General features: G+C 54.1%; 25 protein-coding genes. 15 read left to right on the top strand and 10 right to left on the bottom strand.

Going from position 1 to position 26,725, the window contains the following annotated elements; translation table 11 throughout:
• Window positions 1–3 precede the first annotated feature (3 nt).
• Window positions 4–1,032 (top strand): dihydropteroate synthase, encoded by a 1,029-nt coding sequence (gene folP, locus KO497_RS16445; protein ID WP_215945043.1) that lies wholly within the window; start codon window positions 4–6, stop codon window positions 1,030–1,032.
• The gene (gene glmM, locus KO497_RS16450; protein ID WP_215945044.1) at window positions 1,022–2,368 is read left to right on the top strand and encodes a phosphoglucosamine mutase; all 1,347 of its coding nucleotides are present in this window, start codon (window positions 1,022–1,024) and stop codon (window positions 2,366–2,368) included. The genes folP and glmM overlap by 11 nt, the downstream gene beginning before the upstream one ends.
• Window positions 2,369–2,450: 82 nt before the next feature.
• Here the strand turns inward: glmM and KO497_RS16455 are convergent, their stop codons facing one another.
• From KO497_RS16455 to ilvC, 4 genes are all read right to left on the bottom strand, one after another.
• Window positions 2,451–2,822 (bottom strand): hypothetical protein, encoded by a 372-nt coding sequence (locus tag KO497_RS16455; protein WP_215945045.1) that lies wholly within the window; start codon window positions 2,820–2,822, stop codon window positions 2,451–2,453.
• Between the two features lie 116 nt (window positions 2,823–2,938).
• Entirely contained in the window at window positions 2,939–3,397 is a 459-nt protein-coding gene (locus KO497_RS16460) for a hypothetical protein (RefSeq protein ID WP_215945046.1), read from the bottom strand.
• Window positions 3,398–3,531: 134 nt separating this feature from the next.
• On the bottom strand, window positions 3,532–4,005 hold the full coding sequence (locus KO497_RS16465; protein WP_215945047.1) for a tRNA (cytidine(34)-2'-O)-methyltransferase: 474 nt from the start codon (window positions 4,003–4,005) through the stop codon (window positions 3,532–3,534).
• 166 nt (window positions 4,006–4,171) lie between these two features.
• Entirely contained in the window at window positions 4,172–5,344 is a 1,173-nt protein-coding gene (ilvC, locus tag KO497_RS16470) for a ketol-acid reductoisomerase (protein WP_354668131.1), read from the bottom strand.
• Here ilvC and KO497_RS16475 point away from each other — a divergent pair.
• The 3 genes from KO497_RS16475 to KO497_RS16485 all read left to right on the top strand — a co-directional run bounded on the left by KO497_RS16475 (window position 5,343) and on the right by KO497_RS16485 (window position 7,197).
• Window positions 5,343–5,801, top strand: coding sequence for an Lrp/AsnC family transcriptional regulator (locus KO497_RS16475; protein WP_215945048.1), 459 nt, complete (start codon window positions 5,343–5,345; stop codon window positions 5,799–5,801). The genes ilvC and KO497_RS16475 overlap by 2 nt on opposite strands.
• A complete protein-coding gene (locus KO497_RS16480; RefSeq protein WP_215945049.1) occupies window positions 5,798–6,256 on the top strand; it encodes an Lrp/AsnC family transcriptional regulator in 459 nt (152 codons plus the stop codon). Before KO497_RS16475 ends, KO497_RS16480 begins: the two co-directional genes overlap by 4 nt.
• 104 nt (window positions 6,257–6,360) lie before the next feature.
• Window positions 6,361–7,197 (top strand): hypothetical protein, encoded by an 837-nt coding sequence (locus KO497_RS16485; RefSeq protein WP_215945050.1) that lies wholly within the window; start codon window positions 6,361–6,363, stop codon window positions 7,195–7,197.
• Between the two features lie 86 nt (window positions 7,198–7,283).
• On the opposite strand, the gene pepN is transcribed toward KO497_RS16485, so the two are convergent.
• Window positions 7,284–9,839, bottom strand: coding sequence for an aminopeptidase N (gene pepN, locus KO497_RS16490; RefSeq protein ID WP_215945051.1), 2,556 nt, complete (start codon window positions 9,837–9,839; stop codon window positions 7,284–7,286).
• A 245-nt stretch (window positions 9,840–10,084) separates the two neighbouring features.
• Here pepN and KO497_RS16495 point away from each other — a divergent pair, with 245 nt between their 5' ends.
• The 3 genes from KO497_RS16495 (at window position 10,085) to KO497_RS16505 (ending at window position 13,594) form a co-directional block, all read left to right on the top strand.
• Window positions 10,085–12,229 (top strand): malate synthase G, encoded by a 2,145-nt coding sequence (locus KO497_RS16495; RefSeq protein ID WP_215945052.1) that lies wholly within the window; start codon window positions 10,085–10,087, stop codon window positions 12,227–12,229.
• 3 nt (window positions 12,230–12,232) lie between these two features.
• Window positions 12,233–12,661, top strand: coding sequence for a GlcG/HbpS family heme-binding protein (locus KO497_RS16500; RefSeq protein WP_215945053.1), 429 nt, complete (start codon window positions 12,233–12,235; stop codon window positions 12,659–12,661).
• A gap of 159 nt (window positions 12,662–12,820) precedes the next feature.
• Window positions 12,821–13,594: a gamma-glutamyl-gamma-aminobutyrate hydrolase family protein gene (locus KO497_RS16505; protein WP_215945054.1), complete on the top strand. Its 774-nt coding sequence runs from the start codon at window positions 12,821–12,823 to the stop codon at window positions 13,592–13,594.
• Here the strand turns inward: KO497_RS16505 and KO497_RS16510 are convergent.
• Window positions 13,591–14,055 (bottom strand): GNAT family N-acetyltransferase, encoded by a 465-nt coding sequence (locus KO497_RS16510; RefSeq protein WP_215945055.1) that lies wholly within the window; start codon window positions 14,053–14,055, stop codon window positions 13,591–13,593. The genes KO497_RS16505 and KO497_RS16510 overlap by 4 nt on opposite strands.
• A 397-nt stretch (window positions 14,056–14,452) precedes the next feature.
• On the opposite strand from KO497_RS16510, the gene KO497_RS16515 reads away from it, so the two are divergent.
• From KO497_RS16515 to KO497_RS16530, 4 genes are all read left to right on the top strand, one after another.
• The gene (locus tag KO497_RS16515) at window positions 14,453–16,024 is read left to right on the top strand and encodes a Re/Si-specific NAD(P)(+) transhydrogenase subunit alpha (RefSeq protein ID WP_215945056.1); all 1,572 of its coding nucleotides are present in this window, start codon (window positions 14,453–14,455) and stop codon (window positions 16,022–16,024) included.
• 13 nt (window positions 16,025–16,037) lie between these two features.
• Complete coding sequence (locus KO497_RS16520; protein WP_215945057.1) at window positions 16,038–17,471, top strand: NAD(P)(+) transhydrogenase (Re/Si-specific) subunit beta; 1,434 nt, start codon at window positions 16,038–16,040, stop codon at window positions 17,469–17,471.
• A 208-nt stretch (window positions 17,472–17,679) separates the two neighbouring features.
• Window positions 17,680–18,726 (top strand): YHYH protein, encoded by a 1,047-nt coding sequence (locus KO497_RS16525; protein WP_215945058.1) that lies wholly within the window; start codon window positions 17,680–17,682, stop codon window positions 18,724–18,726.
• Between the two features lie 355 nt (window positions 18,727–19,081).
• The gene (locus tag KO497_RS16530) at window positions 19,082–20,380 is read left to right on the top strand and encodes a DUF3422 family protein (RefSeq protein ID WP_215945059.1); all 1,299 of its coding nucleotides are present in this window, start codon (window positions 19,082–19,084) and stop codon (window positions 20,378–20,380) included.
• Here KO497_RS16530 and KO497_RS16535 read toward each other — a convergent pair.
• Entirely contained in the window at window positions 20,301–21,365 is a 1,065-nt protein-coding gene (locus KO497_RS16535; protein ID WP_215945060.1) for a YeeE/YedE family protein, read from the bottom strand. The two genes, KO497_RS16530 and KO497_RS16535, sit on opposite strands and share 80 nt — an antisense overlap.
• A 345-nt stretch (window positions 21,366–21,710) precedes the next feature.
• Here KO497_RS16535 and KO497_RS16540 point away from each other — a divergent pair, with 345 nt between their 5' ends.
• Window positions 21,711–22,874 carry a M20 aminoacylase family protein gene (locus KO497_RS16540; RefSeq protein ID WP_215945061.1) on the top strand — a complete coding sequence of 388 codons (1,164 nt, stop codon included), beginning with the start codon at window positions 21,711–21,713 and terminating at the stop codon, window positions 22,872–22,874.
• 41 nt (window positions 22,875–22,915) lie between these two features.
• Window positions 22,916–23,269, top strand: a complete 354-nt coding sequence (locus KO497_RS16545) for a DUF1304 domain-containing protein (RefSeq protein ID WP_215945062.1) — start codon at window positions 22,916–22,918, stop codon at window positions 23,267–23,269.
• A gap of 28 nt (window positions 23,270–23,297) precedes the next feature.
• On the opposite strand, the gene KO497_RS16550 is transcribed toward KO497_RS16545, so the two are convergent.
• The 3 genes from KO497_RS16550 to moaA form a co-directional block, all read right to left on the bottom strand.
• Window positions 23,298–23,576, bottom strand: a complete 279-nt coding sequence (locus KO497_RS16550; RefSeq protein ID WP_215945063.1) for a hypothetical protein — start codon at window positions 23,574–23,576, stop codon at window positions 23,298–23,300.
• A 148-nt stretch (window positions 23,577–23,724) separates the two neighbouring features.
• Window positions 23,725–24,144 carry a PACE efflux transporter gene (locus KO497_RS16555; protein WP_215945064.1) on the bottom strand — a complete coding sequence of 140 codons (420 nt, stop codon included), beginning with the start codon at window positions 24,142–24,144 and terminating at the stop codon, window positions 23,725–23,727.
• A 130-nt stretch (window positions 24,145–24,274) separates the two neighbouring features.
• Window positions 24,275–25,309, bottom strand: a complete 1,035-nt coding sequence (gene moaA, locus KO497_RS16560; RefSeq protein WP_215945065.1) for a GTP 3',8-cyclase MoaA — start codon at window positions 25,307–25,309, stop codon at window positions 24,275–24,277.
• Between the two features lie 208 nt (window positions 25,310–25,517).
• Here moaA and KO497_RS16565 point away from each other — a divergent pair, with 208 nt between their 5' ends.
• Window positions 25,518–26,699: a benzoate/H(+) symporter BenE family transporter gene (locus tag KO497_RS16565; protein WP_215945066.1), complete on the top strand. Its 1,182-nt coding sequence runs from the start codon at window positions 25,518–25,520 to the stop codon at window positions 26,697–26,699.
• Window positions 26,700–26,725: the final 26 nt, after the last annotated feature.

The following is a 26,725-nucleotide window of genomic DNA, read 5'->3' on the forward strand; positions in this document are numbered from 1 at the left end:
TTAATGTCCGAGCCAATTTATCACCGCCCTTTGATTCAACACGGGCGCACACGTCCCGACACAGCAGTGACTTTGGCCGGTGGGCCTTTGTGGTTCACCCATGTCGAAATTCTTTCGCGCGTTGCGACCCCTCGCATCATGGCTGCGATAGATATTCCGCATGAGGTCTTAGATCGCTTAACCAAGCCGCGTGTCGATATTGCAGGTCTTGATATGGGGCGGGTCAATCTGATGGGCATTCTCAATGTGACGCCCGATAGTTTTTCGGATGGCGGCAAGTTCGAGCGCGCTGATGCAGCGATTGAGCATGCGCTTGCGATGATAGGGGCTGGAGCGGATATTCTGGACATTGGCGGGGAAAGTACGCGACCGGGGGCGGCCTATGTTGCCCCCAAAGACGAAATTGCCCGTACAGCCCCTGTGATTGCCGCCCTGCGCCAAGCCTGCACTGTGCCGATCTCTATCGATACGCGCAAAGCGGATGTGGCAGCAGCGGCACTTAATGCTGGGGCCACTCTGGTCAATGATGTCTATGCCTTTACGCATGATCCCGATTTGGCCAACGTGACCGCAGTTGCGGGCGCGCCTGTGTGTTTGATGCATGCTCAGGGCGACCCTGAGGTGATGCAAGACAATCCAAATTATTCGGACGTGATATTGGATGTCTATGATTTCTTAAATGACCGCATTGAGGTCGCCGTGAGTGCAGGCATTGCACGCGATCAGATCATGATCGACCCCGGTATTGGGTTTGGCAAAACGATTGATCACAATTTACAAATTATGAACCGTATTTCGCTATTTCACAGTCTTGGCTGTCCGATCTTACTTGGGGCCTCGCGCAAGCGATTCATCGGCACCATCGGCAAGGAACCCAAGGCTGACGAGCGCCTTGGCGGGTCCATCGCGGTGGCTTTGGCCGGAGCCGCGCAGGGCGTGCAAATCATTCGTGTTCATGACATAAAACAAACAAAACAAGCGCTTGATCTTTGGCAAGCGGTGAGTAGTGGAGAGTACCGAGATGTCCCGTAAGTTTTTTGGCACCGATGGTGTGCGTGGTCGCGCTAATTCAAACCCGATGACCGCTGAAATGGCGTTGAAACTTGGGGCCGCTGCGGGGCGGTATTTTCGCCGTGATGGCGGTGGTGCGCACCGCGTGATCATCGGCAAAGACACGCGATTGTCGGGCTATATGTTCGAGACAGCGATGACCGCTGGATTTACCTCTACGGGGATGAATGTGTTCTTGCTTGGCCCCGTACCGACGCCCGCTGTTGGAATGATGACCACCTCGATGCGTGCCGATGTCGGTGTGATGATTTCCGCCTCGCACAATCCAGCAGAAGACAACGGAATCAAGTTCTTTGGCCCCGATGGGTTTAAACTGTCTGATGAGGCTGAAATGGAAATCGAGCGCTTGTTGATGACAGATATTGAGCCTGCTCAGGCCAAAAATATCGGGCGGGCCAAACGGGTTGATGATGCACGGTTTCGCTATAACGAACGGATCAAAAGCACTCTGCCGCGTGGTATGACCCTGTCTGGGCTTAAAGTTGTGGTCGATTGCGCCAATGGGGCTGCGTATAAAACCGCGCCAGAAGTGCTGTGGGAACTTGGTGCAGATGTGATCCCTGTGGGCACCGCGCCCAATGGTCATAATATCAACGACAATTGCGGATCGACATCGCCGCAAACAGCCGCCGAAACCGTGATCGCCCATGGCGCTGATATGGGCATTTGCCTTGATGGTGATGCGGATCGCGTGATGATTTTGGATGAAAACGGCCAGATCGCGGATGGCGATCAATTGATGGCGCTTTTGGCAAAAAGCTGGGCCGATCAGGGCAAGCTGCAAGGGGGCGCTTTGGTGGCCACTGTGATGTCCAACTTGGGACTTGAGCGATACTTGCAGGACCAAGGACTGCGTTTGGAGCGCACAGCTGTGGGCGACCGCTATGTGGTCGAGCGGATGCGCCAAGGGGGATTCAACTTGGGGGGCGAGCAATCAGGTCACATCGTGATGACAGATTACGCCACCACCGGTGACGGTCTATTGGCGGGGCTGCAATTCTTGGCCGCTATGATCGAGACGGGTAAAAAAGCGTCCGAACTATCCAAAACCTTTGAGACCGTGCCGCAATTGTTGAAAAACGTGCGCTATGCAACAGGGCAAACGCCACTTGATAACGATGGAGTCAAACGCGCGATTGCCGATGCCGAGGTCAAGCTCATGGGTAATGGTCGCCTGTTGATCCGCAAATCTGGCACAGAACCTTTGATCCGCGTGATGGCGGAAAGCCTGTCCGAGGCAACGCTGAACGCGGCAGTCGACAGTGTCGTGGCCGCCGTTGAAAGCGCCACCCGGTAAAAACGTGTTGTTTGAAGCGCAAAAGCCCCTGAGTGTCACAGCTCAGGGGCTGTGCTGTTTCGAGGCTGCTGCCGCTCAGCGGCTATTGTCCTGCAGAGTAGGGCGAGACCGCCATCACGGAAATCGCGTTGAGCAGGGTCCAGACCAAGGCCGTAATCTTGATGCCTTTGCCGCTATCGCCCTTTGGCTTGGCAAGCCAAACCGCGCGGGCGACGGCCAAGAGGTACAGGCCAAACATCACAAAGGCTGGCGCGATCAGGCCGTAAAAAAACGGCACAAACAGCATCACGATGACGATGGGCAAAAACAGCAATCCTGCCAAATAATTGCCAGCCCAGAATGTGTCGCCTAAGCCTTCGCGCCCTTGCAACAGGCTTTTCCAAAACGCCCATGTAAACATCCGCGCACGATCGGCGTTGATTTGGGCAAGCTCTTGGTCTGTTGGGTTTGTCATCGGGCGATCCTTTGCAGCGTTGCGCCACTTTGATCAGGTCTGCGCGTTTGAGGCAAGATGGATCAGGTGCACGCGGTGTCGCGGGCGGACTTCATAAGATCGATGTATTTGATCGGTTACTTGCCGAGCGGAACAGTTAGACCCGTCCCCACCACGCCGTAAATCCCGTCGTCGTCATAGCCCGTGGCCACGTTCACGAAAAGGTATTTGTGGTTCAGTTGAACCGAAGGCGCAAAGCCGGTAAAGCCCTCGCCGGTGGAATGAATATACGCGCCGACAATGCCCGCTTGGGTGTGCTCGGCTATGTCCCACATTTTGGCGATAGAGGCATGCAGGGCTGTCGCAGATTTGCTGTCTTTATACGCGCCAAAACTATAGTTCAAATCGCCCGCGCGCTCGACCCATGTAAAAATCATACCGGGGTTGAATTCGTTGAAGTCGGACTCTGACCACGACCCGAAATGGGTGGACGCCAATGGGATCTGCAGCACGTCAGGGGCGATTGACCCTTCAGCCAGTGTTAGTGACGGGGCGAGCATAAGCGCCAGCGCTGTTAAGGATGTTTTGAGTTGCATCGTGACCCTGCTTGTTGTGCTGTTTCCCTATGGCTACGCGAGGTCTCCAACGTTTCAAATGCAAAAAGCCTTAATCGGGTCGCATGGATGCAAAATGTTGCGCCTCGGACTCGCTTCGCTGCTCGTTTGTACGTTTAACCGCCCAGTTGAGAACGCATGGCTTGATAGATCACAGCCGTGGCAGTGTTCGCCAAGTTGAGCGAGCGCACAACGGGATTGCGCATCGGTAGATTGAAGACGCGATCTTCCATACCGCCCAGAATGGTTTCTGGCAGGCCCTTGGACTCGCAGCCGAACACCAAATAGCCGTCTTGCGGATAGTCGGGTTCGTAAAAACTCTGCGCGCCATGTTCTTCAAAGAAATGCAAGGCCTCGCGCGCTGGTTTGCGATCGTCAAGAAAGCTTTGCCAATCATCATATTCCGTCAATTGCACATGCTGCCAATAGGTCGTGCCAGAACGCCGCACGGCTTTTTCATCCAGTGAAAACCCCAAAGGTTTGATCAAAATCAATTCCAGCCCCAAAGCCACACAGGTCCGCCCAATCGCGCCAGTGTTGTAAGGGATTTCAGGGGTCACTATGACCACTTTCATTTGCGGATCAGACATGAGGATTGGCTTTCTAACTCACAGGTGCAGGATTTGCCTGTTGCTGGCCTTTGTTACCCAACTCAGACGGCATTCACAACGCGCAGTGTCGCAAGGGGTAATTTTATAGACAAAAAAGGCCCCGCAATCCTGCGAGGCCTTTCAAATGTCTTAGGTTTCGAAAAGCTTAGTTGCGCTCTTTGTCGACCATTTTGCCTGCTGAAATCCAAGGCATCATGCCGCGGAGTTTCGCGCCGGTTTCTTCCAAAAGATGCTCGTCGTTTGCACGGCGAGAGGCTTTCAAAGTTGGCTGGCCAACAGCGTTTTCAAGCATGAAGTCACGGACGAATTTACCGGACTGGATGTCTTCGAGAACGCGTTTCATTTCAGCTTTTGTGCGATCGTATGGGATCACGCGTGGACCAGTGACGTACTGACCGTATTCAGCTGTGTTCGAGATGGAGTAATCCATATTTGCGATGCCACCTTCGTAGATCAGGTCTACGATCAGTTTCACTTCGTGCAGACACTCAAAGTAAGCCATCTCAGGCGCGTAGCCAGCTTCGACAAGTGTTTCGAAACCACAACGGATGAGGTCAACAACACCACCACACAGAACAGCTTGCTCACCGAACAGGTCGGTTTCACATTCTTCGCGGAAGTTTGTTTCGATGATGCCGGAACGACCGCCGCCGATTGCGGAACAGTAAGACAGGCCGATTTCCAAAGCTTTGCCAGTCGCGTTTGTGTCAACAGCCACAAGGCAAGGCACGCCGCCGCCTTTTTGGTATTCGCCGCGCACTGTGTGACCTGGGCCTTTTGGCGCCATCATGATCACGTCAACGCCTTCTTTAGGCTCGATCAAGCCGAAGTGTACGTTCAAACCGTGTGCAAACGCGATGGCTGCACCTGGTTTGATGTTGTCGTGGACGTATTTTTTGTATGTCTCAGCCTGAAGCTCGTCGGGCATGGTGAACATGATCACGTCACACCAAGCCGCCGCTTCGGCGATACCCATAACTGTCAGGCCTTCGGCTTCACATTTCTTTGCAGAAGAAGAGCCCTCGCGAAGTGCGACAACAACGTTTTTCGCGCCAGAGTCGCGCAAGTTCAACGCATGTGCGTGGCCTTGAGACCCGTAGCCCAAGATGGCAACTTTTGCTTCTTTGATGAGATTTACATCGCAATCGCGATCGTAATAAACGCGCATATTGGCGCTCCTTTTATTGAGTTCAGTCGTGTTGAATCGTCTGAGGGCGACAATAGTGAAAATCTTGCTAAGTGCGAGTTCAAAATTTGACGTATTATGCGGTTTTGTGTTAAATTCATTCTTGTAGAAGTACATATGTGAATAAATCATGCCAATAGACGATACAGACCGTAGGATTTTACGACAGCTGCAAGCCGATCCAGAGGAATCCGTGGTGATTTTGGCTGCACGCGCAGGGGTGACAGGGGCCACGTTCGCGCGCCGTGTCGAAAAGATGCGTGAGGCAGGCGTGATCCGTGCCATTCACGACCAAGTCAATTGGCAGGCGCTTGGTTATGCGGTCGAGGTGTCATTGCGCTTTACGCTGGATAAAACCGAACCTCGCGCCTTTGATGAATTCATCGCAGCCGCACGCGAGGTGCCTGAAGTGATTTCAATCGGTACGTTTTTGGGGCAAGTGGATGTGCGATTGCTGATCATCGCGCGTGATATGCCGGATTACCAGCGCCTGTATCGCGACCACATTTTAACGTTGCCGCATATTTCTGACATCGAGGCGCTGATGCATGTGGCGCAGGTGAAAGAACGCCAAGAGGTGCCACTATGACGCTTGAGTTGGACGATATAGACCGCGCTTTGGTGCGCGCCTTATGTGAGGACGCCACGCAATCGGCAGGGGCATTGGGGCGCGACCACGGTCTAAGCCAGCCTGCAACATGGCGGCGGATCAAGCGATTGCGCGAGGCGGGCGTTTTTGGACCGCGCCGCGTTGATTTGAACTTGGAAAAGTTGGGCTTTGGGGTGACTGTGTTTTTAGGCATCAAGCTGGCCACCAAAGGGCGCGTGTCTTTGGAAAACCTTGAACGTGCTGTCTCGGCTATTCCTGAGGTGCAAACCGTTCAGCATGTTTTGGGGGTCTATGACTATCGCTTACGTGTGGTGGCGCAGGATTTGCCTGATTTTGAAAGGGTGCTAAGACGGCGGATTATGACATTGCCTGGGGTTGGTAATGTCGAGGCGAATGTTTTGTTGTCCGAAGAGCGTCGCGCTGGCCCCATTTAAACGAGGCCAATTCAAGCGAAATCAATTTAATTCGGCTTTATGCGACGGAATGGCTTGCCTGTTGCGTAATATACCGAACGCACCCAATAAATGAGATGCCTTTCATGCCGAATGACCCCGCACAGGTCGATGTCGTAGCTCATCAAGACGATCATGATTTGGGCCTTGCCCATGACATGCCGCGATTGATCGGGCGACGCCGAATGCTGAGGTTGATGGCTGCAGCGGGGGGCTGTGCTGTTACTGGTGCGCCGGCCTTTGGGCGTGATCATTGCGTGCCGGTGCAGGCTGGTCGGGTTGCGTCTTTTCCTGCGGGCAGCCAACCGCTTGTGCGTCAGGCGCATGACGTGTTGGATGATATCGGTGTGATCCGCTCAGACATGCGCAGGAGCTTTGCGGGGATGGTTTCGGTTGCCAAAGGTGTGCAACTTGATTGCGAACTGGAACTGGTCAGCGCTGATGCCACCTGCGCGCCATTGGGAGGCTGTGCGATCTATCTGTGGCACTGCGATGCGATGGGGCGATATTCGCTGTATGATATCAAAGACAGCAATTATTTGCGCGCTGTTGGTGTGGTCGGTGCGGATGGCAAAGTGGCGTTTAAAACCATTTTTCCGGGCTGCTACGCGGGGCGTTGGCCGCATATTCACTTTGAAGTGTTCAAGTCTGTGATTGATGCCGTGTCTGGGGCGCGACCTGTTTTGGCGTCACAATGGGCGTTTTCTGAAAAAGATTGTCGCGCGGTTTATGGCGCTGATGCGCGCTATGGCGATGGCCTGAAAAACCTGAATCGCACAAGCATGCGGCGTGATGCGGTTTTTCGCGTCGCCACGGACCAGCAGATGGGGATGCAGACTATGCAAATGACGGGGAGCCCTGCGACAGGCTATCAAGGTAGATTACAGATACCGATTGCCGCGTCGCCTCTCAATGCCTTGTAACAAAGGCGATTTGGATACCGCGATGTTTTCGCAACCTGGTATTGGGGCATAGGTCAGGTCACAAGACCCTATGCCCCAAAAGGTTTTTAGGCGCCTAAAATGCGCGTTACCATCTCGGTGGTGTCGCCGCTCAGGCCCTTGGTGGCCAAAATGCGTTTCAGCTGGGTGGTGATCATATCGCCGCGATCCGCGTCATAACGTTTCCATGTCTCGAAAGCGCCACACATGCGTGCAGTTGTCTGCGGGTTCAGCGGGTCCAATTGGATCAGCCAGTCTGCCAGCAGTTTATACGCAGCCCCATCGGGGGCATGAAATCCGCCATGATTGCCCGCAAGCGCACCGAATACGGCGCGGAAACGATTGGGGTTCTTCATGCTAAAATCAGCGTGTTCCGTCAATGTCTGAGCGATGCGCGCCGCGTCCAAAGGTGCGGCCGCTGCCACCTGCATCATGAACCATTTGTCCATCACCAGACGGTCATGGAACCACTGTGCATAAAAGCTCGCCAGCTCTTCTTGGCCAATGCCCGCAGACAAAAGCGCAGTTAAAGCGCCTGCCTGCTCGGTCATATTATCGGCTGTCTCAAACAGGTTTTGCGCGGCTGTGCCTTGGTCGTTTAAGGTCAGCAGCGACAGAACCGCCATGCGCAAGGACCGTTTCCCAGACCCATCCGCATCAGGCTTGAACGCGCCCGCATCATTGGCGGCATAAAGCGCGGGTAGGTCGTCTTTCAACTCTGCTGCCAAAATATGGCGCAGGTTTTCACGCGCCTCGTAAATCGCCATCGGATCAGGCGTAACGCCCGCATCGAACAGGGTCTGCGCCATGTCATCTTGCGATGGCAAAGCCAGACATAGCGCGCGGAAGGCTGGGTCTTTGGTCGCGTCGGTGACCATAGTTTTCAGCGCATCCAAGTAATCGCGAGCAGGCTCAACACCGTCGACGATCATCGCCACAAGCGTGTCTTTCGCCAGCATCCGCCCCATTTCCCATGTGTTGAACGGGTCGGTGTCGTGGGCCAGCAAAAAGGCACGGGTTTTGGCATCCATTTCACGTTGCAAAATCACTGGCGCGGAAAAATCGCGCAGGATGGACGCAACAGGGCGCTCGGATAGGCCATCAAACGTAAAGCTCTGCGCGCTTTCGGTCATTTCCAACACGGTGCTTGGCACAACCTCGGTGCCATCAGGGGCGATCAACCCGACCATAATCGGCAGAACTTGCGGTTTTTTAACCTCTTGGCCCGGTGTCGCGGGGGTGCTTTGAGTGAAGTTGAGTGTGAGCGTGCCGTTGTCCCATGTCTCGTTCACAGTCAGGCGCGGCGTGCCCGCTTGGGAATACCATTGTGCGAAATGTGCAAGATCGCGACCTGTGACCTCTTCAAAAACCTTGATCCAATCTTCGATGGTGACAGCTTGGCCGTCATGACGATCAAAATAAAGCGTACAACCTTTGTAATAAGCTTCATCCCCGATCAAACGACGCAACATGCCGATGACTTCAGCGCCTTTTTCATAAACCGTGGCGGTGTAGAAATTGTTGATTTCGACAAAGCTTTCAGGGCGCACGTTATGGGCCAAAGGACCGTTGTCTTCTCGGAACTGGCGCGCGCGCAATTGTAGAACTTCTTCAATCCTTTTAACGGCATGGCTGCGCATATCGCCTGAGAACATCTGATCGCGGTAGACCGTCAGGCCCTCTTTGAGACACAGCTGAAACCAATCGCGGCAGGTGATGCGATTGCCGGTCCAGTTGTGGAAGTACTCATGTGCGATGATGCCCTCGACCCGCTCGAATGTGGCATCCGTAGAGGTCTCAGGCGAGGCCAGAACACAAGACGAATTGAAGATGTTCAATCCCTTGTTTTCCATAGCGCCCATATTGAAATCATCCACTGCGACAATGTTGAATATGTCCAAGTCATATTCACGCCCATAAACGCGTTCGTCCCAGCGCATTGAATCGATCAAGGCCTGCATCCCAAAGGCGCATTTGTCTTCGTCACCTTTGCGCACATAGATGTTGAGGTCGACATCTTTGCCCGACATCGTGGTGAAACTGCCGGAATGCGCCAAAAGATCGCCTGCGACCAAGGCGAACAAGTAGGCAGGTTTGGGCCATGGGTCATGCCATTCCGCCCAGCCCGCGCCCGCTGCTTGCGGATTGCCGTTGGACAGCATCACCGGCAGATCGGATTCAACTCGCACGGTGAAGACTGCCATCACGTCGGGACGGTCGGGGTAGTAGGTGATTTTGCGAAAACCCTCGGCCTCGCATTGGGTGCAATACATGCCAGAGGACATATAAAGCCCTTCAAGCGCTGTGTTGGTTTCGGGTGAAATTTCGACCTCGGCCTCAAACGTGAAAGGCTCACATGGCAAATCGGCTTGCTTCACCGTTAAATGCGTGTCCGTGACCTCATATGATACAGGCGCGCCATTCACGGTCACAGATTTCAGTGAAAGCTGTTCGCCATTGAGGATCAGATCACCAAGGTTATTTGTATTCGGCGTAAAGACGATTTTCGATGTGACACGCGTGGCGCGGGGGGCCAAAGCGAATGTCAGGTGCACGGTCTCTACCCAATGGTGAGGCTCGGCATAGTCTTTGAGGAAAATAGTCTGTGGGGCGAGGGCTGTCATATAAGGGCTTTCACTTTGAAATGCGTGATCGAGCCAGAGGTTAGTCCGCAGTCGAAGGGGCTGCAAGTCACCGATGGTCTTAGGGCGTTTGGCCGCAGAGAGCATAGGTTCACAAAAATGATGAGATTTCGAGCAGTCGATTTATATTTAATCATTTTGGTAAAAAAATATGACCGCCCTTGTCGCGCCTCGCTTTCCTGCCTACGGTTCGCATAAAAGCGATCCCAACCTGAGAGGATGATTCCGTGAGCCATACCACCAAAATTTTCGGCCTAAACATTGCAACTGATCTTGTGCGCTTCGTTGAAGATGAAGCCCTTGTTGGATTGAATATCACGCCTGAGGCTGTGTGGTCGGGTTTTGCGGCGATCGTGAATGAACTTGGGCCTAAAAACCGCTCCTTGTTGGACAAACGCGAACGCATTCAAGCGCAGATCGATGACTGGCATATCGCCCGCAAAGGTCAGCCGCATGATGCCGCAGCCTATGAAGCGTTTTTGCGTGAGATCGATTATATCGTGCCTGAGGGCGCAGATTTCGAGATTGAGACAACAGACACTGACCCTGAAATGGCGCTGATCCCAGGTGCGCAGCTTGTGGTGCCGATCACCAACGCGCGCTACGCCTTGAACGCCGCCAATGCACGCTGGGGGTCGCTCTATGATGCATTGTATGGCACCGACGCGCTGGGCGATGTGGCGACAGGCAAGGGCTATGACAGTGAACGCGGTGGACGCGTGATTGCTTGGGCCAAGGCGCATTTGGATGACGTGGCCCCATTGGCGGGCGGCTCTTGGGCGGATGTCACGGCGCTTTCCGTCAAAGATGGTATGATGATTGCGAGTGGTTCAAAGGGCGACACTGGCCTGTCCAATCCTGATCAATTGGCGGGTTCTAAAGAGGGTCATGTTTTGCTGCGGGTCAATGGGTTGTTGATCGATATTGTGATCGACCCAAGCACCCCAGTGGGCGCACAAGACCCTGCAGGCATTGCCGACATCCGGTTGGAAAGTGCGATGTCTGCGATCATGGATTGCGAAGATTCTGTCGCAGCTGTGGACGCGGAAGAAAAAATTGGCGCTTACCGCAATTGGCTTGGCCTGATGAAGGGCGATTTGACCGAAGAGGTCCGCAAGGGCGGCAAGGTGATCACCCGCGCATTGCACGATGATGACAGCTTTATCGCCCCCGATGGATCAGACCTGCCTGTGAAAACCCGCGCCTTGATGTTGGTGCGTAATGTTGGCCACTTGATGACCAATCCAGCGGTGACCGACAGTGAGGGGCGCGAGGTCGGCGAGGGCTTGATGGACGCGATGTTCACCACGTTGATCGCCATGCATGATCTGAACAAGACAGGCGGCGCACGCAATTCTGTGACGGGCTCTGTTTATGTGGTGAAGCCCAAGATGCACGGGCCAGACGAAGTTGCTTTTGCAGATGAAATTTTCACCCGCGTCGAAGCGATTTTGGGTCTGCCGCAGAACACAGTGAAACTGGGCATCATGGATGAAGAACGTCGCACATCGGTGAACTTGAAAGAATGCATCCGCGCGGCCAAGTCGCGTGTGGCCTTTATCAACACAGGGTTCTTGGACCGCACTGGCGATGAAATTCACACCTCGATGGAAGCGGGACCAATGATCCGCAAGGGTGACATGAAAGCGGAACCTTGGATTGCGTCTTACGAGGATCGCAATGTTGATATCGGTTTGGCTTGCGGGCTGAAAGGCAAGGCGCAAATCGGCAAAGGCATGTGGGCCATGCCGGATTTGATGGCGGATATGTTGAAAGCCAAAATAGGCCATCCAAAATCTGGCGCGACCTGCGCTTGGGTGCCATCGCCAACAGCGGCCACCTTGCACGCCACACATTACCACAAGGTTGATGTGATGGCTGTGCAAGAGCAGATCAAAGCGGGCGGGGCTCGTGGTACGCTGGCCGATTTGATCACGATTCCTGTGGCCCAAGGTGTGAACTGGTCTGACGCTGATATCGCCTCAGAGATTGAAAACAACGCCCAAGGCATTTTGGGTTACGTTGTGCGTTGGGTCGATCAGGGCGTGGGTTGTTCCAAAGTGCCTGATATTCACGACGTGGGCCTGATGGAAGATCGCGCGACATGTCGGATTTCCTCGCAAGCCTTGGCCAACTGGCTGCACCACGGGGTTGTGTCCGAAGACCAAGTGATGGCCGCGATGAAAAAAATGGCCGCTGTTGTGGACCGCCAGAACGAGGGCGATGCGCTTTATACGCCGATGGCCCCGAATTTCGATGGTATCGCATTCCAAGCCGCCTGTGATTTGGTGTTCAAAGGACGCGTTCAGCCCTCTGGTTACACCGAGCCCGTGCTGCATGCGCGTCGCCTAGAATTGAAAGCCCAAGGATAACTCATGACCACTATTACTCTCGAAGCCGCCACACAAATGATTGCAGCCACCACAGCCTACGGGGTGGAACATGGTATGAAACCTTTGTCGGTGATTGTGCTGGATGCTGGCGGACACCCGATTGCCTTTGCGCGGGCCAATGACACCTCGCCTGCGCGCTATGCGATTGCTCATGGCAAAGCGTACGGCGCTGTTATGATGGGCATGTCTGGCACGACCTTGAACGCAATGGCCAAAGAGCGCCCGGAATTTCTTAACGCATTGAACACTGCGCTGGGGGGCACGGTTGTGCCTGTGCAGGGCGGTGTTTTGGTGAAATCTACTGACGGCAAAGTGATTGGCTCTGTCGGTGTCACTGGAGACACATCTGAGAATGACGCAGCTGCGGGGCAGGTGGGGATTGAGGCTGCCGGTTTTACCGCCGAAATCTAAATTCATCTTTCAAACAAACGATAGATTAAAATCTAATCACACGAGGCGCGCAGATCACTCTGTGCGCCTATTGCATATCACATGCGCGTCGTTCTAACTTTTCATCTCGTCACCTTTGCCTATGTTAAGAATATCGCTACGACAGGATAAGGATTTCACATGACACGGCCCATCGTTGGTATCATCGGAAATAGCGACGTTTTGCACGAGGATTATCCCGTGTTCACCAGTGGCAAGATGAATGTGGATGCCGTGTCCAATGTGTCCGGCTGCGTGCCGCTTTTGGTCCCTGCCGATCCAAATATGCTATCTGTTGACGAACTTTTGGCCACCTGTGATGGCTTTGTGCTGACAGGCGGGCGCCCCAATGTGCATCCGTCTGAGTACGGCGAGGTTGAAACCGATGCGCATGGGGCTTTTGATCGATTGCGTGATGAAATGACCCTGCCACTGGTACGCGCCTGTGTGGAGCGTGGTCAGCCGTTTTTCGGCATTTGCCGCGGATTTCAAGAGGTCAACGTTGCGATGGGCGGGTCTTTGTACCCTGAAATTCGCGACCTTGACGGGCGCGACAATCACCGGATGCCCCCTGATGGCACTTTAGAGGAAAAATTCGAACTGCGCCACGATGTGACGTTTGCGCAAGGCGGTGTGTTTCACAAACTCTTAGGCGCACAGACGGTCAGAACCAATACGTTGCACGGCCAAGGCATCAAGCACGCCGGACCGCGTGTGGTAATCGACGGTTACGCACCCGATGGCACGCCTGAGGCCATTTATATCAAGGATGCGCCGGGCTTTACGCTGTCTGTGCAATGGCATCCTGAATGGCGTGCAGGGCTTGATCCTGTGTCCAAAACACTGTTTGGCGCGTTTGGGGATGCTGCGCGTGCCTATGCAATGCGCAAACATAAAACTTTGGCCAGCGCCTAAAGGCTTTTTTCCATTCGAAAATTTTCAATCCCGACGCCATCGCGGATCACCGTTTGCCGTGCAGTGACCTGCCAACCGAGTTTTTCAAAAAAACGCTTGGCCAGATGCGAGGCTTCTGTGTCCATCACTGTGAGACCTCGTTTGCGCGCTTCGGCTTCGCAGGCTTTATAAAGCGTCACAGCGGTGCCTTTGCCCCTTTCATTTGGCAAGACATAGGCGAAATCGATGTGGCCGTCCGTGCCCATTGTCATAAATCCCACGATTTTACCCCAGCGTTTGGCTGCAATTGCATAGCCTTGCGTCAGGCGTTCAGGCCAGTCATTGGGGGCCCAGGCGCGGGGCGGAGCCCATGCGCTTTGTTGTTCTTTTGTATAAAAGTCGCCCGTGCCCTCATGCACGGCGCGCAAAAACACGTCGTAGCAACGGTCGGCATCTGCATGGGTGAGGGGGCGGATCTTCATGATTTATAGTCTACATCATTTTTGTATGTTGAAATTATTTTAATCGCTAGATTTGCACAGCATTTAATGACATATATTTTCGACATTTTGAAAATGGTATACCATCCTGAGCTTTCCTTCTGCATCATTTGCATTAGAATGCGCTCAGACCTGAGGTTGGACTGTCTTTCGTTGGGTCAGGCGAAAGAAGTGGAGGAGGCATTTTACAACCAATGATTTTAAGTGGCGCGAAAAACACTTTGCACGCCACTTAAGGACTTTGGGCAGCACTTGTTCTACGAATGAACAAGAATGTTCAAATGTTGGAATGTTAGCGCAACAATGTTGCGCTTGTTTTTTGTTCTGGTAGGACTTGTGAGATGTCAAAAATTTTGACTGGGGAAAAGAGGAAAAATTCGTGAAGATCGGTATTCCTAAGGAATTATATGAAGGCGAAGCGCGCGTCGCGTTGACGCCTGACAGTGCCAAACAGCTGCAAAAGCTTGGCTACGACTGTGTTATTGAAACGGGCGCTGGCGCGCTGGCTGGTTTTGCTGACAAGGATTATAAAGAGGCTGGTGTTGAGGTGGTAAAAACCGCAGCAGCATTGTGGAAAGCCGCTGAAATCGTTGCCAAAGTTCGCCAACCTGAAGCTGTTGAGCTCAAACGTTTGACCAAAGGCCAAACCTTGATTTCCTTCTTCAACCCTGCGGCAAATGACGCGGGCATGGAAGCGGCGAAAGCGAAGGGCGCTAATGTCATTGCGATGGAAATGGTGCCCCGCATCAGCCGCGCGCAGAAAATGGATGCTCTGTCATCCATGGCCAATATCGCGGGCTACCGTGCGGTTATTGAGGCGTCCAACAACTTTGGCCGATTCTTTACCGGTCAAATCACAGCGGCAGGTAAAGTGCCGCCAGCGAAGGTTTTGGTTGTGGGCGCTGGTGTGGCCGGTTTGGCCGCGATCGGGACGTCTACATCGCTCGGCGCGATCACCTATGCTTTTGATGTGCGACCCGAGGTGGCCGAGCAAGTCGAATCCATGGGCGCTGAATTCGTCTACTTGGACTTTGAAGAAGAACAGCAAGACGGTGCTGCGACAGGTGGCTATGCCTCTGTGTCCAGCCCTGAATTCCGCGAAGCCCAGCTTGCGAAATTCCGCGAATTGGCCCCAGAGGTCGATATCGTGATCACCACAGCCTTGATCCCGAACCGCGAAGCGCCTGAGCTTTGGACCGAAGACATGGTTGCAGCCATGAAACCGGGGTCCGTGATCGTCGATCTGGCAGCGGAAAAAGGCGGCAACTGTAAGCTGACAGTCGCGGACGAGAAAATCGTCACAGACAACGGTGTCACAATCATTGGTTACACTGATTTCCCATCGCGTATGGCAGCCCAAGCGTCGACTTTATATGCCACAAACATCCGCCACATGTTGACAGATTTGACCCCAGACAAAGACGGTCAGATCAATCACAACATGGAAGATGACGTGATCCGTGGGGCGACTGTAACGTTCGAAGGTGAAATCACTTTCCCGCCACCCCCACCCAAAATCCAAGCAATCGCAGCCAAGCCAAAAGAGGTTGTGCCTGAGCTGACAGCCGAAGAAAAACGCGCAGCCGAAGTGGCTGCCTTTAAAGCACAAACCAAAAATCAGGTGATCTTGTTGTCTGTGGGTGCGGCTTTGTTGTTGGCTGTCGGTCTTGTGGCTCCGGCCAGCTTTATGCAGCACTTTATCGTGTTCGTTCTGTCTGTCTTCATCGGGTTCCAAGTCATCTGGGGCGTGGCGCATTCACTGCATACCCCCCTTATGGCGGTCACCAATGCGATTTCATCGATCATCATTTTGGGTGCTTTGATGCAAATCGGATCTGGGTCTTTCCTTGTGATCCTATTGGCCTCCTTGTCGGTCTTTATGGCGGGCATCAACATCTTTGGCGGCTTCCTCGTCACACGGCGCATGCTTGCCATGTTCCAGAAATCTTAAGGAGTATAGGATTATGGAATTCGGATTTACGACAGCGGCCTATGTGGTCGCGGCAGTCCTCTTCATCCTCTCTTTGGGAGGCTTGTCAGGACAAGAAAGCGCAAAACGCGCTGTATGGTACGGCATTGTTGGTATGGCTTTGGCCGTGGCGGCAACACTTGTTGGACCGGGCGCTGGCCTTTGGTTCTTATCGCTTCTGCTGATCGCAGGTGGCGGTGCCATTGGGTATGTTGTGGCCACACGCGTGCAAATGACGGAAATGCCACAGCTTGTGGCGGCGATGCACTCGTTGGTCGGTTTGGCCGCTGTGTTCGTGGGCTTGATTGCGCATATCGAACTTGGTCGCGTTTTGGGCATGGATCATGCAACGCGTGCCACTCTGGACGGCTTCGCGGGCTTGCTCGCGCATAAAACAGCTGTCGAGATCAACATCCTGCGCGTTGAATTGTTCTTGGGCATCTTTATCGGCGCTGTGACCTTCACCGGCTCTGTTGTGGCTTACGGCAAGCTTGCGGGCAAATTGTCCTCGAATGCCTCTAAGCTTCCAGGGGGGCACATGCTTAATGCGGGTGCTGCGGCGATCTCTGCCATCACCTTGATCTGGTATTTCAACACTGGTGGGGTTTTGCCACTGATCATCATGACTTTGGCTGCCTTGTTCATTGGTTACCACTTGATCATGGGCATCGGCGGCGCGGATATGCCGGTGGTTGTTTCCATGCTCAACTCCTACTCAGGCTGGGCCGCTGCGGCGATTGGTTTCTCCCTCGGGAACGACCTGTTGATCGTTGTGGGCGCGCTTGTGGGCTCTTCTGGTGCGATCTTATCCTACATCATGTGTAAGGCGATGAACCGCTCGTTCGTGTCTGTGATCTTGGGCGGCTTTGGCGGCACAACGGGTCCAGCGATGGAAGTGGAAGGCGAACAGATTGCGATTGATGCGGATGGCGTTGCCAATGCATTGAACGAAGCGGACTCAGTGATCATCGTTCCAGGCTATGGCATGGCGGTGGCGCAGGCCCAAGCGGCGGTGTCCGAGTTGACCAACAAACTGCGCGCCAAAGGCAAAAACGTGCGTTTCGCCATCCACCCCGTTGCGGGGCGTTTGCCGGGCCACATGAACGTTTTGCTGGCGGAAGCCAAAGTGCCTTATGACATCGTGATGGAAATGGACGAAATCAACGAGGACTTCCCGGATACGGATGTTGTCATCGTGATCGGGTCCAATGACATCGTGAACCCAGCAGCACAAGAAGATCCAAACTCACCGATTGCAGGCATGCCTGTTCTGGAAGTCTGGAAAGCCAAGCAAGTGTTCGTGTCCAAACGCGGTCAAGGCACCGGTTACTCCGGTATCGAGAACCCGTTGTTCTACAAAGAAAACACGCGGATGTTCTACGGCGATGCCAAAGACTCTGTAAACGCCTTGTTGCCTAAAATCGACTAAGGCACTGCGTGATAGTTCAGGGAAGGCGGTCCAAATGGGCCGCCTTTTTTGTTGCCGCATCTGACTGATCCGCCATTTTTTGTCCTCAGGCAAATTAATGCGACGGAAATCTCGCCATGTGACGTAACATAAAAGTGAACAATGCGGATCGCGGTCAACAAAGCCGTCGCACCGTCGCGCTATGTCAGTGACAGGATGGATATACTTTATGAAATTTCCCTTTTTAAGCCAGTGTATCGTCTTGGCGATCATCCCCCTTGCAACCTCGGCGCATGATGACCATGCCTCACAGGATCGTATCGCAGAATTGGAGGCGTTCTTTTCAACCGCCGCGATTTTGAACGGTCCTGAAATCGTCGATTGCACCCTGTCGCAAGGCATGCAAACCAAGTGTTTTTCGATCACGGTCAGACCAGAACCACAAGATTACACTCCGGGTCCATGGTGTCCGACCAATATCGAAGATGACGCCAGCAAAGGCGGCATTTGGTTTGCCGATGGCAAGGTGATGGATGTGGATGGGGATTTTATCGCCACGCTAGATGAGCTGTATAATGATGGCGAATGGCAGCTATATGATCCGAAAACGGGTGAAATCCGTGTGACCGACACTCAGGAAGCCTGCGAAGCTGCTGCACGCCCTGATGTGGCCGAAGAGTATCAGAACTACTGCGTGCAGTGCTTGCCTGAATATATGGCCGACGATGCCTCTATGACCTATGTGATCCCGCTGGAACCCCATGTGGCCACCAGTGACCAAGACACCCGCGAGTCCGGTGCTGGTTTGGCCTATAACGGCGTGCGCCTTGATGGGCCGGCACCTGTTGAAGCGATCTTGAGCGCCCACACCATTGCCGCCTTTGATGACTGCGGTGGCCATGTGAATACGCATGTGGGGTATCATTATCATTCGGTGCGTGATTGTTTGCCCGGTGTCGAGGCTGAGCATTTCCATGACGCAGAGGATGTCGCTGAAGGTGCCGTTAAAATCGGTATCGCCATGGATGGCCACGACATTTACAGCCGTTTTGACGCGGCAGGTGAGGTGGTCTCTGGGCTTGATAATTGCGGTGGTCATGAAGCTGATGGTATGGCCTATCACTATCATGCAGGTGAAGCCGCGAGCAACGCCATCGTGGGATGCTTTAAGGCCGAAACAGGCTGCGCCTCTGAGGACAGCGGGCTTATCTGTGATGCGTCTGATGTGCGTCGTGGTCCGCCACCAGAAGGTGTTGATGTGCCGCCTGCTGAGTGAGGTTTTGACAGGTTTCAATGCGCATGGCGGCAGGACTGATCCTTGCCGCCATGTTTTGTTTCAAGTTCCTCACAGGGACGTGGCGACCCGTCAGTGCTTTTTCGTCTCTGGCATGTTTGTCACCACCGTTGGCTTTTCAATTGGTCTGGACAAAAAACATCTGAGCCAGATTGGCGCGGTGTGAAGCCCTTGCGCCGATTGTTCGCGCCGCAAGGTGAAATGGCCTTAGGCAAACTTAGACAGGTTTTGGTATACGTTGGTATTCCGATAAGTCTTTGATATGCGACGATATATCTCTATCTACAGGGGCTTTTTGGATCTAGTGTGAGGTAAATCAACACGCACGAGATCCAACATGGCCCCTATTATCGACCACCCGCGCCGCTATGAGTTGGCGAATGAGCTGCACGCTCGCCCGTTTCCACGCTTGAATGCGCCGTCGCGGGCGGCTTATTTGGCCATCCGCAGTGCGGGCGATGCCGCTCGGCGTGATCGGGCCTTGGATCGCGCACATTTGATTGCCTTGTTGGATCGCTTTGGGGCTGCGCATCCAGCGCCAGAGGCCACGCATTTCATGGGCGAGTTGGGCAAGTACCATCTGAAATGGGAAAGCCATACAGAGTTTGTGACCTATACTTTGTTCACCGATGGGGTTTCGGACGTGCGGTTTGATGACGGAACGTTTGATCTGTTCCCACAAGATTGGCTGGACGCAGCACCCGGGCAGCGCGTGACCTCTGCGATTTTGCGGATCGAGCCTTTGCAATCCGAAGATTGGGCGCGCAAGCGTTTGCGCAGTTGGTTGGAACCTGAAAGTCTTGCTGTGGCCTATGTGCTGGATGGCGAAATGGCTGTGGCTTCCGATTTTCGGATCGACACAGACGGGCATATGCGCTTTGCGATGTTCACCCGCCCTGAATGCGGGGCGCAGAGGATCGGACGGGTTTTGCAACGTCTTTGCGAGATCGAGACCTATAAATCGATGTCGATGCTTGGGCTGATCCAAGCGCGGCGGATCAATGGCGAGACGGCAGATATTGAATTCGAGCTTGCCGCGCTGATGGATCAAATGACCGCCAAAGATGCGGGACCGGCGGATGATATGCTGGGCGATATTCTGCGGTTATCGACACAGATTGAGCGGCTGGTGGCGCAAACCAATTTCCGTATCGGCGCCACGGGCGCCTATGCCGCCATTGTCGAGCAACGTATCGAAGTGCTGCGCGAAGAACGCTTTGGCGGCGGACAATTGTTTTCGGAATTTATGATGCGGCGGTTTGATCCTGCGATGCGCACCGTGAATGCTGCCAAACGTCAGTTGGAAAACTTGGCGGATCGGGCCGAGCGTGCGGCCAATCTGTTGCGCACCAAAGTGGATGTGGATCGGCAGATGCAAAATCAGGCCTTGTTGGCCTCGATGGATCGCCGCGCCAATCTGCAATTGCAATTGCAAGAAACAGTCGAAGGCCTGTCCGTGGTCGCCATCAGCTATTACGCTGTGGGTCTTGTGGGCTATGCGATCTATCCGTTTTTGCACCCCCTCGGCATCAGCAAGGGGCTGGCATTGGCAGGGATTACGCCGCTGGTGCTTGGCTGCGTGTGGTTTGGGTTGCGCCGCTTGAAGGCACTCCATCACGCAAAAGCTGCGCCGTAACTTTGCCACCGATCGCAATCGAGACCACAGCCAAGATCGCAGCGATAGACAGTGTGGGAATGCCCGACAGGCCCGCGCCCATGGTGCAGCCGCCGGCCAGCACACCACCGACGCCCATCAAAGCGGCCCCTGCAAAGTAGCGCCCTGTCTGGCGTGGGGTCTCGAAACTTTGCCATTGGAACCGACCAAAGAGCACGGACAACACCAAAGCGCCCGCCACCACACCGCCCAATAGGCCAACGCCAAAGCCAGCGGGAATAGAGGATGAGGCGATGCCCCAGAATAAGGTTTCAGCCGCAGGGGATGTGAACGACAGGCTTTCCATCGCGATGGGGTCGAATTCATCGAACAGCACATATCCTGTGCCAACCCAAGCCAGCGGGACCAAAGCGCCGATCAAAGCACCCAGCACCATGTCACGTTTGCGGGCCTCAGAGCGCAGTGCAATGGTCAGGGCTGCGATCACGATAATCGCGCTCCAGATCATAGGGTTACCGGGCAGGCTTGCCTTATCCAAAGGTAACGTCACAGCGCCAAGTGTGGTGCGCACAGGGGCCAGAACGCCTTTCAGCGTGGCATGAGCAACAAAGGCAAAGGCGAGCAAAACAATGACAGCCCGCAGATTGCCTGTGCCCGCCAAAACCGTCAAACGCGACACGCAGCCGCGCGTTAACACCATACCTGCGCCAAAAGCCAATCCGCCGATCACGATGGCCAGCCACGGCAGATCTGCGGCAAAGAACCTGTGCTCTTCAAATGAAATGACCCCTTGTGCGATGGCGATTTGCGTGCCGATCACAGCCACCGCGAGACCCGCAAACCAAACGTCCGAGGCTGCGCGCCGCTCTCCACGTGGCCCTGCGACCATGCGGCGAAAACAAAAACGTGACGCTTCGGCAAGCCCGCCAAACAAAAAGCCTACCAAGAGGCCGAAAATAATCGCCGCTTGGCGCGGATCGACGTCTAGTCCGAGCTGTTCGTACATGGGGGCGTCCTTTGATCAGAGTGTTTGGGGGCAGTGCGTTTGGAGCCTGCGCGTTCGGGAATCGGTCTTTTTAGATTTATGCCTCTTTGGCAGATAGATTAAGATTTGTGAATATGGGGCAGGGTGGACTTTGTTTGCGCCTGCGTATCTGTTTGACGTGTTTGTTCTGTGAAACTGGCGGTGATGGGGACATCACAAAGGTTTGCGACGATGCTGCGGGCTGTGTCGTTCTTTATTCACATCTGCGTATATATTGACCAAGGGATCAAAAGCGCGCTCTGTCTCCCTTGCGCTTTGAGGTCAAAACCGTATTGCTTAGATAAACACCATCGCTTGGAGCCCCTCATGCCTGTTAAAAACCGTCTTGCCGATATGCAGCCGCAGATTGCCGAATGGCGTCAAGACATTCACGCGCATCCTGAACTGATGTTCGAGGTTCACCGCACCGCCAAAAAGGTCGCGGATTTGCTGCGTGATTTTGGCTGCGATGAGGTTGTCGAGGGCATCGGGCGCACTGGCGTCGTTGGTGTCATAAAAGGTCGGCAATCCGCATCAGGCCGCACTGTTGGATTGCGCGCAGATATGGACGCTTTGCCGATTTTGGAAGAAACCGGCGCTGATTACGCCTCGATCAATCCCGGTGTGATGCACGCTTGCGGGCATGATGGGCACACCTCGATGTTGTTGGGGGCTGCGCAATATCTATGTGAGACCCGCAATTTCGATGGCACCTGCGTGGTGATCTTTCAACCCGCCGAAGAGGGCGGGGGCGGCGGTCGCGAGATGTGCGCTGATGGCATGATGGCGCGGTGGAACATTGACGAAGTCTATGGCATGCACAATTGGCCAGGTCAGCCATTGGGGCAATTTGCCATTCGCACGGGGCCGTTTTTCGCCGCGACGGATGAATTCAACATCACAGTTGTGGGCAAAGGCGGACATGCGGCCAAGCCCCATGAGGCCATCGATAGCACCGTCGTGGCATCGCATTTGGTGATCGCTTTGCAGACCATTGCCGCGCGCAATGTGGACCCGACGGAACAGGTTGTGGTCTCGGTCACATCGTTCGAGACCTCGTCAAAGGCCCATAACGTATTGCCTGCCTCGGTTGAGTTGCGCGGCACCGTGCGTTCGCTCAACAAAGAAGTCCGCGCGCAGGCTGAGGCGCGCGTGAAAGCCATTGCGCAAGGGATTGGCGCGACGTTTGGCGCTGAGATCGATCTGCGTTACAAGCTTGGCTATCCTGTGATGGTCAATCATGACCGCGAAACGCAATATGCGATAGATGCCGCCACCAAAGTTGCAGGCAGTTGTGATCTTGCGCCACTGGTGATGGGCGGCGAAGATTTCGCCTATATGCTTGAGGAACGCCCCGGCGCCTATATTCTTGTCGGCAATGGCGACAGCGCCCCTGTGCATCATCCGAAATTCAATATCAACGATGAAATCCTGCCGGTGGGGGCGTCATGGTACGCTGAAATGGTTGAAAGCCGTTTACCTGTCGCATAGCGCGGCTTGCACCACTTTAACGTCACTTTGAAGGGGGCCTCATGTCCGTTATCGCCATTCTATTGAGCATCGCAGTCGCTTTTTTGCACGCCTATATTCTATATCTTGAGATGTTCGCATGGGAAGATAAACGCACTCGTAAAATCTTTGGCACCACTGAAGATTTTGCCAAGGCGACCAAAGCGCTGGCCGCCAATCAAGGTCTGTACAACGGTTTTTTATCCGCTGGACTGTTTTGGGGCGTGTTTGCAGGCAAGACAGATGTTCTTGTGTTTTTCTTGCTCTGCATCTGCGTGGCCGCCGCTTATGGCGCGCGTACGGTGTCTAAAAAGATTTTGTTTACGCAAGGCCTGCCAGCGGCCTTGGCACTTTTTGCTGTTGTGTTCTTAAACTAAAGATCACGCTGGGTTTACGGCATCGCCCTTAAAAGGCATCCACCTCAGGCACCATGCCATGACGCGCCAAGAACACGGGCAGGCTGACCTCGCCTGAATCCGTGTCTTCGATCAGCATATAAGCATCTGCGCCGATGCAGTTTTGCAATCTGCATTCGCGTTCTGCACGCTCTTCGGCGGCCGAAGCGGTCGAATATTCGATCAGCTTGTCGACTTTCAGCCCGCCCTGCGTGCTGCCCGCCGTTGCGCCGAGATATGTTTGACAAATGTAATGCGTTTTTGAAGCTGTTTCATTTGATCGTGCCATGGCTGTGTTCCTAAATTATCCACAAGAACAAAATAAGAACACAGTTAACGTTTGGCAAGGCTTAAGTTGTCATCTACCCAAGGTGGTCTTTGGTGCTGCCTCTGGCATGAAGCCCGCGAAAGAACGACTTTTTGTTTGGCCCCTGACATCAAACGTTGTCGGGCAGGGGGAAAATCTTGTCATAGCTATAGTTAAACACAAAGGCATAGATCAGATAAAACACAACAAAGGCCAAATCCATGACAAAGGCCTGCCATAGCCCTATGCCCAGATACAAAGCGATCAAAGGCAATGTGAACAGCAAAAGCCCAGCTTCGAACAACACAGCATGTAACACGCGCAGGGGCATCGTTTTATGCACAGTGCCACGCTTTCGTTTTAATGCGCGATCAAACCCAATGTTATAAATGTAGTTCCAAAGCGTGGCGAGTGTGGATGCAACAATCGCCACAACACCAATGTCTTGCATATGCATTCCAAACCCGACTGCACCGAGCGGCACCACCAAAAGCAGGCCGATGATTTCAAAGCTGAGTGCGTGGCGAATACGATCACGAGTGTTGCGCATGATGTCCCTCATTTCAGAGCTGGGTCGTCCCAGAAAATTACCCGAATTGGGGCCCAAATGGGGAGGTCGTCCTCGTGTATCGCATTATAGGATCTGTGGCGAAAAAGTCTATCCTGTCACGCGTCGTCTGTTACCCGCCAGTATGCGACATATGGCGGGTCATCTTGCCGTCTTCTTGTTGGCGCGAGTAATCAAAGTCATGCCCTTTTGGCTTACGGGAAATAGCCTCTTCAATCGCGCGGATCAGCGGTGTGTCATCATCAGGGCTTCCACGCATGATGTCCCGCAAGGATGCGTTGTCCTCTTGGCCCAAACACATGTACAGCTCGCCTGTACAGGTCAGCCGCACGCGGTTGCAGCTTTCGCAAAAATTATGCGTCAGTGGCGTGATGAAACCGATCTTTTGATTGGTTTCCTCTAACCGCACATAGCGGGCAGGGCCACCGGTGCGTTCCGTCAGTTCGGTCAAGCTGTACCGCGTTGCCAAATGGCCGCGCAAATCTTCCAGCGACCAATATTGCCCGACGCGATCTTCACCGCCTAAATCGCCCATGGGCATAACTTCGATAAAGGTCAGATCCATATCTTCGCGGGCACACCATGCGGCCAGATCGAACACTTCGTCCTCATTGAAGCCCTTCAAAGCCACGGTGTTGATCTTGATCCGCAGTCCCGCTTTGCGCGCCGCTTCGATGCCGCGCAACACTTGATCCAGCTTGCCCCAGCGGGTGACGCGGGCGAATTTATCGGCGTCCAATGTGTCCAGCGACACATTGATCCGACGCACGCCTGCGGCAAATAAATCATCTGCGAAACGTTCCAATTGCGACCCGTTTGTCGTCAGCGTCAGCTCTTGCAGCGCGCCACTGTCCAAATGCCGTGTCATGCCATTGAAAAAATTCATAATTCCACGACGCACCAGCGGTTCACCGCCCGTGATCCGCAATTTATTGACGCCAAGCCCAATAAATGTTGAACACATGCGGTCCAGTTCTTCGAGGGTCAAAAGTTCTTTTTTCGGTAAGAATGTCATGTTCTCGGACATGCAATACACACAGCGAAAATCGCAACGATCAGTCACGGAAACACGTAAATAATTGATCTCTCTTGCGAAAGGGTCAATTAAGCGTGGGGCGGGCTGTGTCAAATGGGTCTGTGTGTTCATGGCAAAGACCCTACGCAGGATATTCGCAAAGGCCAAGAGGGACCTGCGATGTTGACGCAATTGTGCTGGCGCAGGTCAACGTATTTTCCATGGCGCTTTGGTTGCCCCTATATTGTGTCGGTGTTTATATCCGCAAAACGTCACGCATTTGCGGGACAGGGGCAAACATTAGGCCTTATGTTGTAACACTTATTCTCGGCGAGACGTTATGTTCCGTGATTTTACCCTTTCGGCTGCATTGATGGGGCTTTTGGCCGCTTTTGTGGGCTATGCTGCGTCTTTTACCATCGTTTTGACAGGCATGCGCGCGATGGGGGCCAGTCCTGATCAGGCGACCACGGGGCTGTTTTTTGCCACGCTTGGCATGGGCATTTGCAGCATTGTGATTCCCTTTTTGACCCGCACACCTGCCGCCATCGCTTGGTCTACGCCGGGGGCGGCCTTTTTGGCGTCATCCGTTGTCTTGCCCGGTGGTTTTGCTGAAGCATCCGGCGCGCTGATCATCTGTGCTGTGCTTATTTTGATCACGGGCGTCTTGCCCGCTTTGGCGCGTGCAGTGGCCGCGATCCCCAAACCCATCGCCAATGCCTTGCTGGCGGGGGTGTTGTTGAAACTGTGCTTTGCCCCTGCCATTGGTTTTGGAGAGATACCGCTGATGATGCTGCCTGTTTTGGTGGCTTGGTTGATCGGGGTGATGTGGAACAAATTGGCGGCGATGCCTTTTGCCGTGATTGCCTTTGTTGCGGTGCTTATTTTTGGCGTCGATCTACATGGCGGCGCTGCGCCCGCGCCTGCGGCCTTGCTGCCCGAATTTAGCGCACTCACCCCAGTGTTTAGTTTGCATGCGATAATATCCGTCGCTTTGCCGATGTATCTGGTGACTATGGCGGGGCAAAACATTCCGGGCTTCGCGGTGATGGAGCTTAACGCCTATTCCGTAAACCGCGCGGCCCTTATTCGTGGCACTGGTTTCGCCAGTCTGCTGATCGCGCCCTTTGGGGCGATCCCCGTGAACATGTCCGCAATCACAGCGGCGATGATGGCAGGGGAGGACGCGGGACGAGATCCAGCCAAACGCTATTGGGCGGCGATTGTTTCTGGGCTGGTCTATGTGGTGCTGGCCTTTGCGACCACCGCAGTCGCGGGAATCGCGAGCCTTGCGCCGGCAGAACTGATCACGGGGGTGGCAGGTTTGGCGCTGATCCCAGCTTTGGTTGGATCGCTGTCGGGGGCATTTAGCAACAAGGACCAAATGGAAGCGCCCGCGTTGACCTTTTTGATCGCGGCCAGTGGCATGGCGTTGTTCGGCGTCAGCGGTGCATTTTGGGGGGTGCTTGTCGGTGGCGTGATCTGGAGCGCCAAGGGGATTTCCCTCAAACGGCGCTCCTGATCATAGATGTAATGCTCAGAAAGGCT

The organism is Pacificibacter marinus, assembly GCF_018860665.1.
In the GTDB taxonomy this organism is placed as follows: domain Bacteria; phylum Pseudomonadota; class Alphaproteobacteria; order Rhodobacterales; family Rhodobacteraceae; genus Celeribacter; species Celeribacter marinus_A.

Excerpts from the sequence above, each read along its gene's own strand:
- KO497_RS16550 (WP_215945063.1), bottom strand. The coding sequence starts at position 23,576 with ATGGCACGATCAAATGAAACAGCTTCAAAAACGCATTACATTTGTCAA.
- KO497_RS16480 (WP_215945049.1), top strand. The coding sequence starts at position 5,798 with ATGACGCTTGAGTTGGACGATATAGACCGCGCTTTGGTGCGCGCCTTA.
- KO497_RS16500 (WP_215945053.1), top strand. The coding sequence starts at position 12,233 with ATGACCACTATTACTCTCGAAGCCGCCACACAAATGATTGCAGCCACC.
- KO497_RS16555 (WP_215945064.1), bottom strand. The coding sequence starts at position 24,144 with ATGCGCAACACTCGTGATCGTATTCGCCACGCACTCAGCTTTGAAATC.
- KO497_RS16510 (WP_215945055.1), bottom strand. The coding sequence starts at position 14,055 with ATGAAGATCCGCCCCCTCACCCATGCAGATGCCGACCGTTGCTACGAC.
- KO497_RS16455 (WP_215945045.1), bottom strand. The coding sequence starts at position 2,822 with ATGACAAACCCAACAGACCAAGAGCTTGCCCAAATCAACGCCGATCGT.
- KO497_RS16535 (WP_215945060.1), bottom strand. The coding sequence starts at position 21,365 with ATGTACGAACAGCTCGGACTAGACGTCGATCCGCGCCAAGCGGCGATT.
- KO497_RS16530 (WP_215945059.1), top strand. The coding sequence starts at position 19,082 with ATGGCCCCTATTATCGACCACCCGCGCCGCTATGAGTTGGCGAATGAG.
- KO497_RS16505 (WP_215945054.1), top strand. The coding sequence starts at position 12,821 with ATGACACGGCCCATCGTTGGTATCATCGGAAATAGCGACGTTTTGCAC.
- KO497_RS16540 (WP_215945061.1), top strand. The coding sequence starts at position 21,711 with ATGCCTGTTAAAAACCGTCTTGCCGATATGCAGCCGCAGATTGCCGAA.
- KO497_RS16565 (WP_215945066.1), top strand. The coding sequence starts at position 25,518 with ATGTTCCGTGATTTTACCCTTTCGGCTGCATTGATGGGGCTTTTGGCC.
- KO497_RS16460 (WP_215945046.1), bottom strand. The coding sequence starts at position 3,397 with ATGCAACTCAAAACATCCTTAACAGCGCTGGCGCTTATGCTCGCCCCG.
- KO497_RS16485 (WP_215945050.1), top strand. The coding sequence starts at position 6,361 with ATGCCGAATGACCCCGCACAGGTCGATGTCGTAGCTCATCAAGACGAT.
- folP (WP_215945043.1), top strand. The coding sequence starts at position 4 with ATGTCCGAGCCAATTTATCACCGCCCTTTGATTCAACACGGGCGCACA.
- KO497_RS16465 (WP_215945047.1), bottom strand. The coding sequence starts at position 4,005 with ATGTCTGATCCGCAAATGAAAGTGGTCATAGTGACCCCTGAAATCCCT.
- KO497_RS16520 (WP_215945057.1), top strand. The coding sequence starts at position 16,038 with ATGGAATTCGGATTTACGACAGCGGCCTATGTGGTCGCGGCAGTCCTC.
- ilvC (WP_354668131.1), bottom strand. The coding sequence starts at position 5,344 with ATGATTTATTCACATATGTACTTCTACAAGAATGAATTTAACACAAAA.
- KO497_RS16475 (WP_215945048.1), top strand. The coding sequence starts at position 5,343 with ATGCCAATAGACGATACAGACCGTAGGATTTTACGACAGCTGCAAGCC.
- moaA (WP_215945065.1), bottom strand. The coding sequence starts at position 25,309 with ATGAACACACAGACCCATTTGACACAGCCCGCCCCACGCTTAATTGAC.
- glmM (WP_215945044.1), top strand. The coding sequence starts at position 1,022 with ATGTCCCGTAAGTTTTTTGGCACCGATGGTGTGCGTGGTCGCGCTAAT.
- KO497_RS16545 (WP_215945062.1), top strand. The coding sequence starts at position 22,916 with ATGTCCGTTATCGCCATTCTATTGAGCATCGCAGTCGCTTTTTTGCAC.
- KO497_RS16525 (WP_215945058.1), top strand. The coding sequence starts at position 17,680 with ATGAAATTTCCCTTTTTAAGCCAGTGTATCGTCTTGGCGATCATCCCC.
- pepN (WP_215945051.1), bottom strand. The coding sequence starts at position 9,839 with ATGACAGCCCTCGCCCCACAGACTATTTTCCTCAAAGACTATGCCGAG.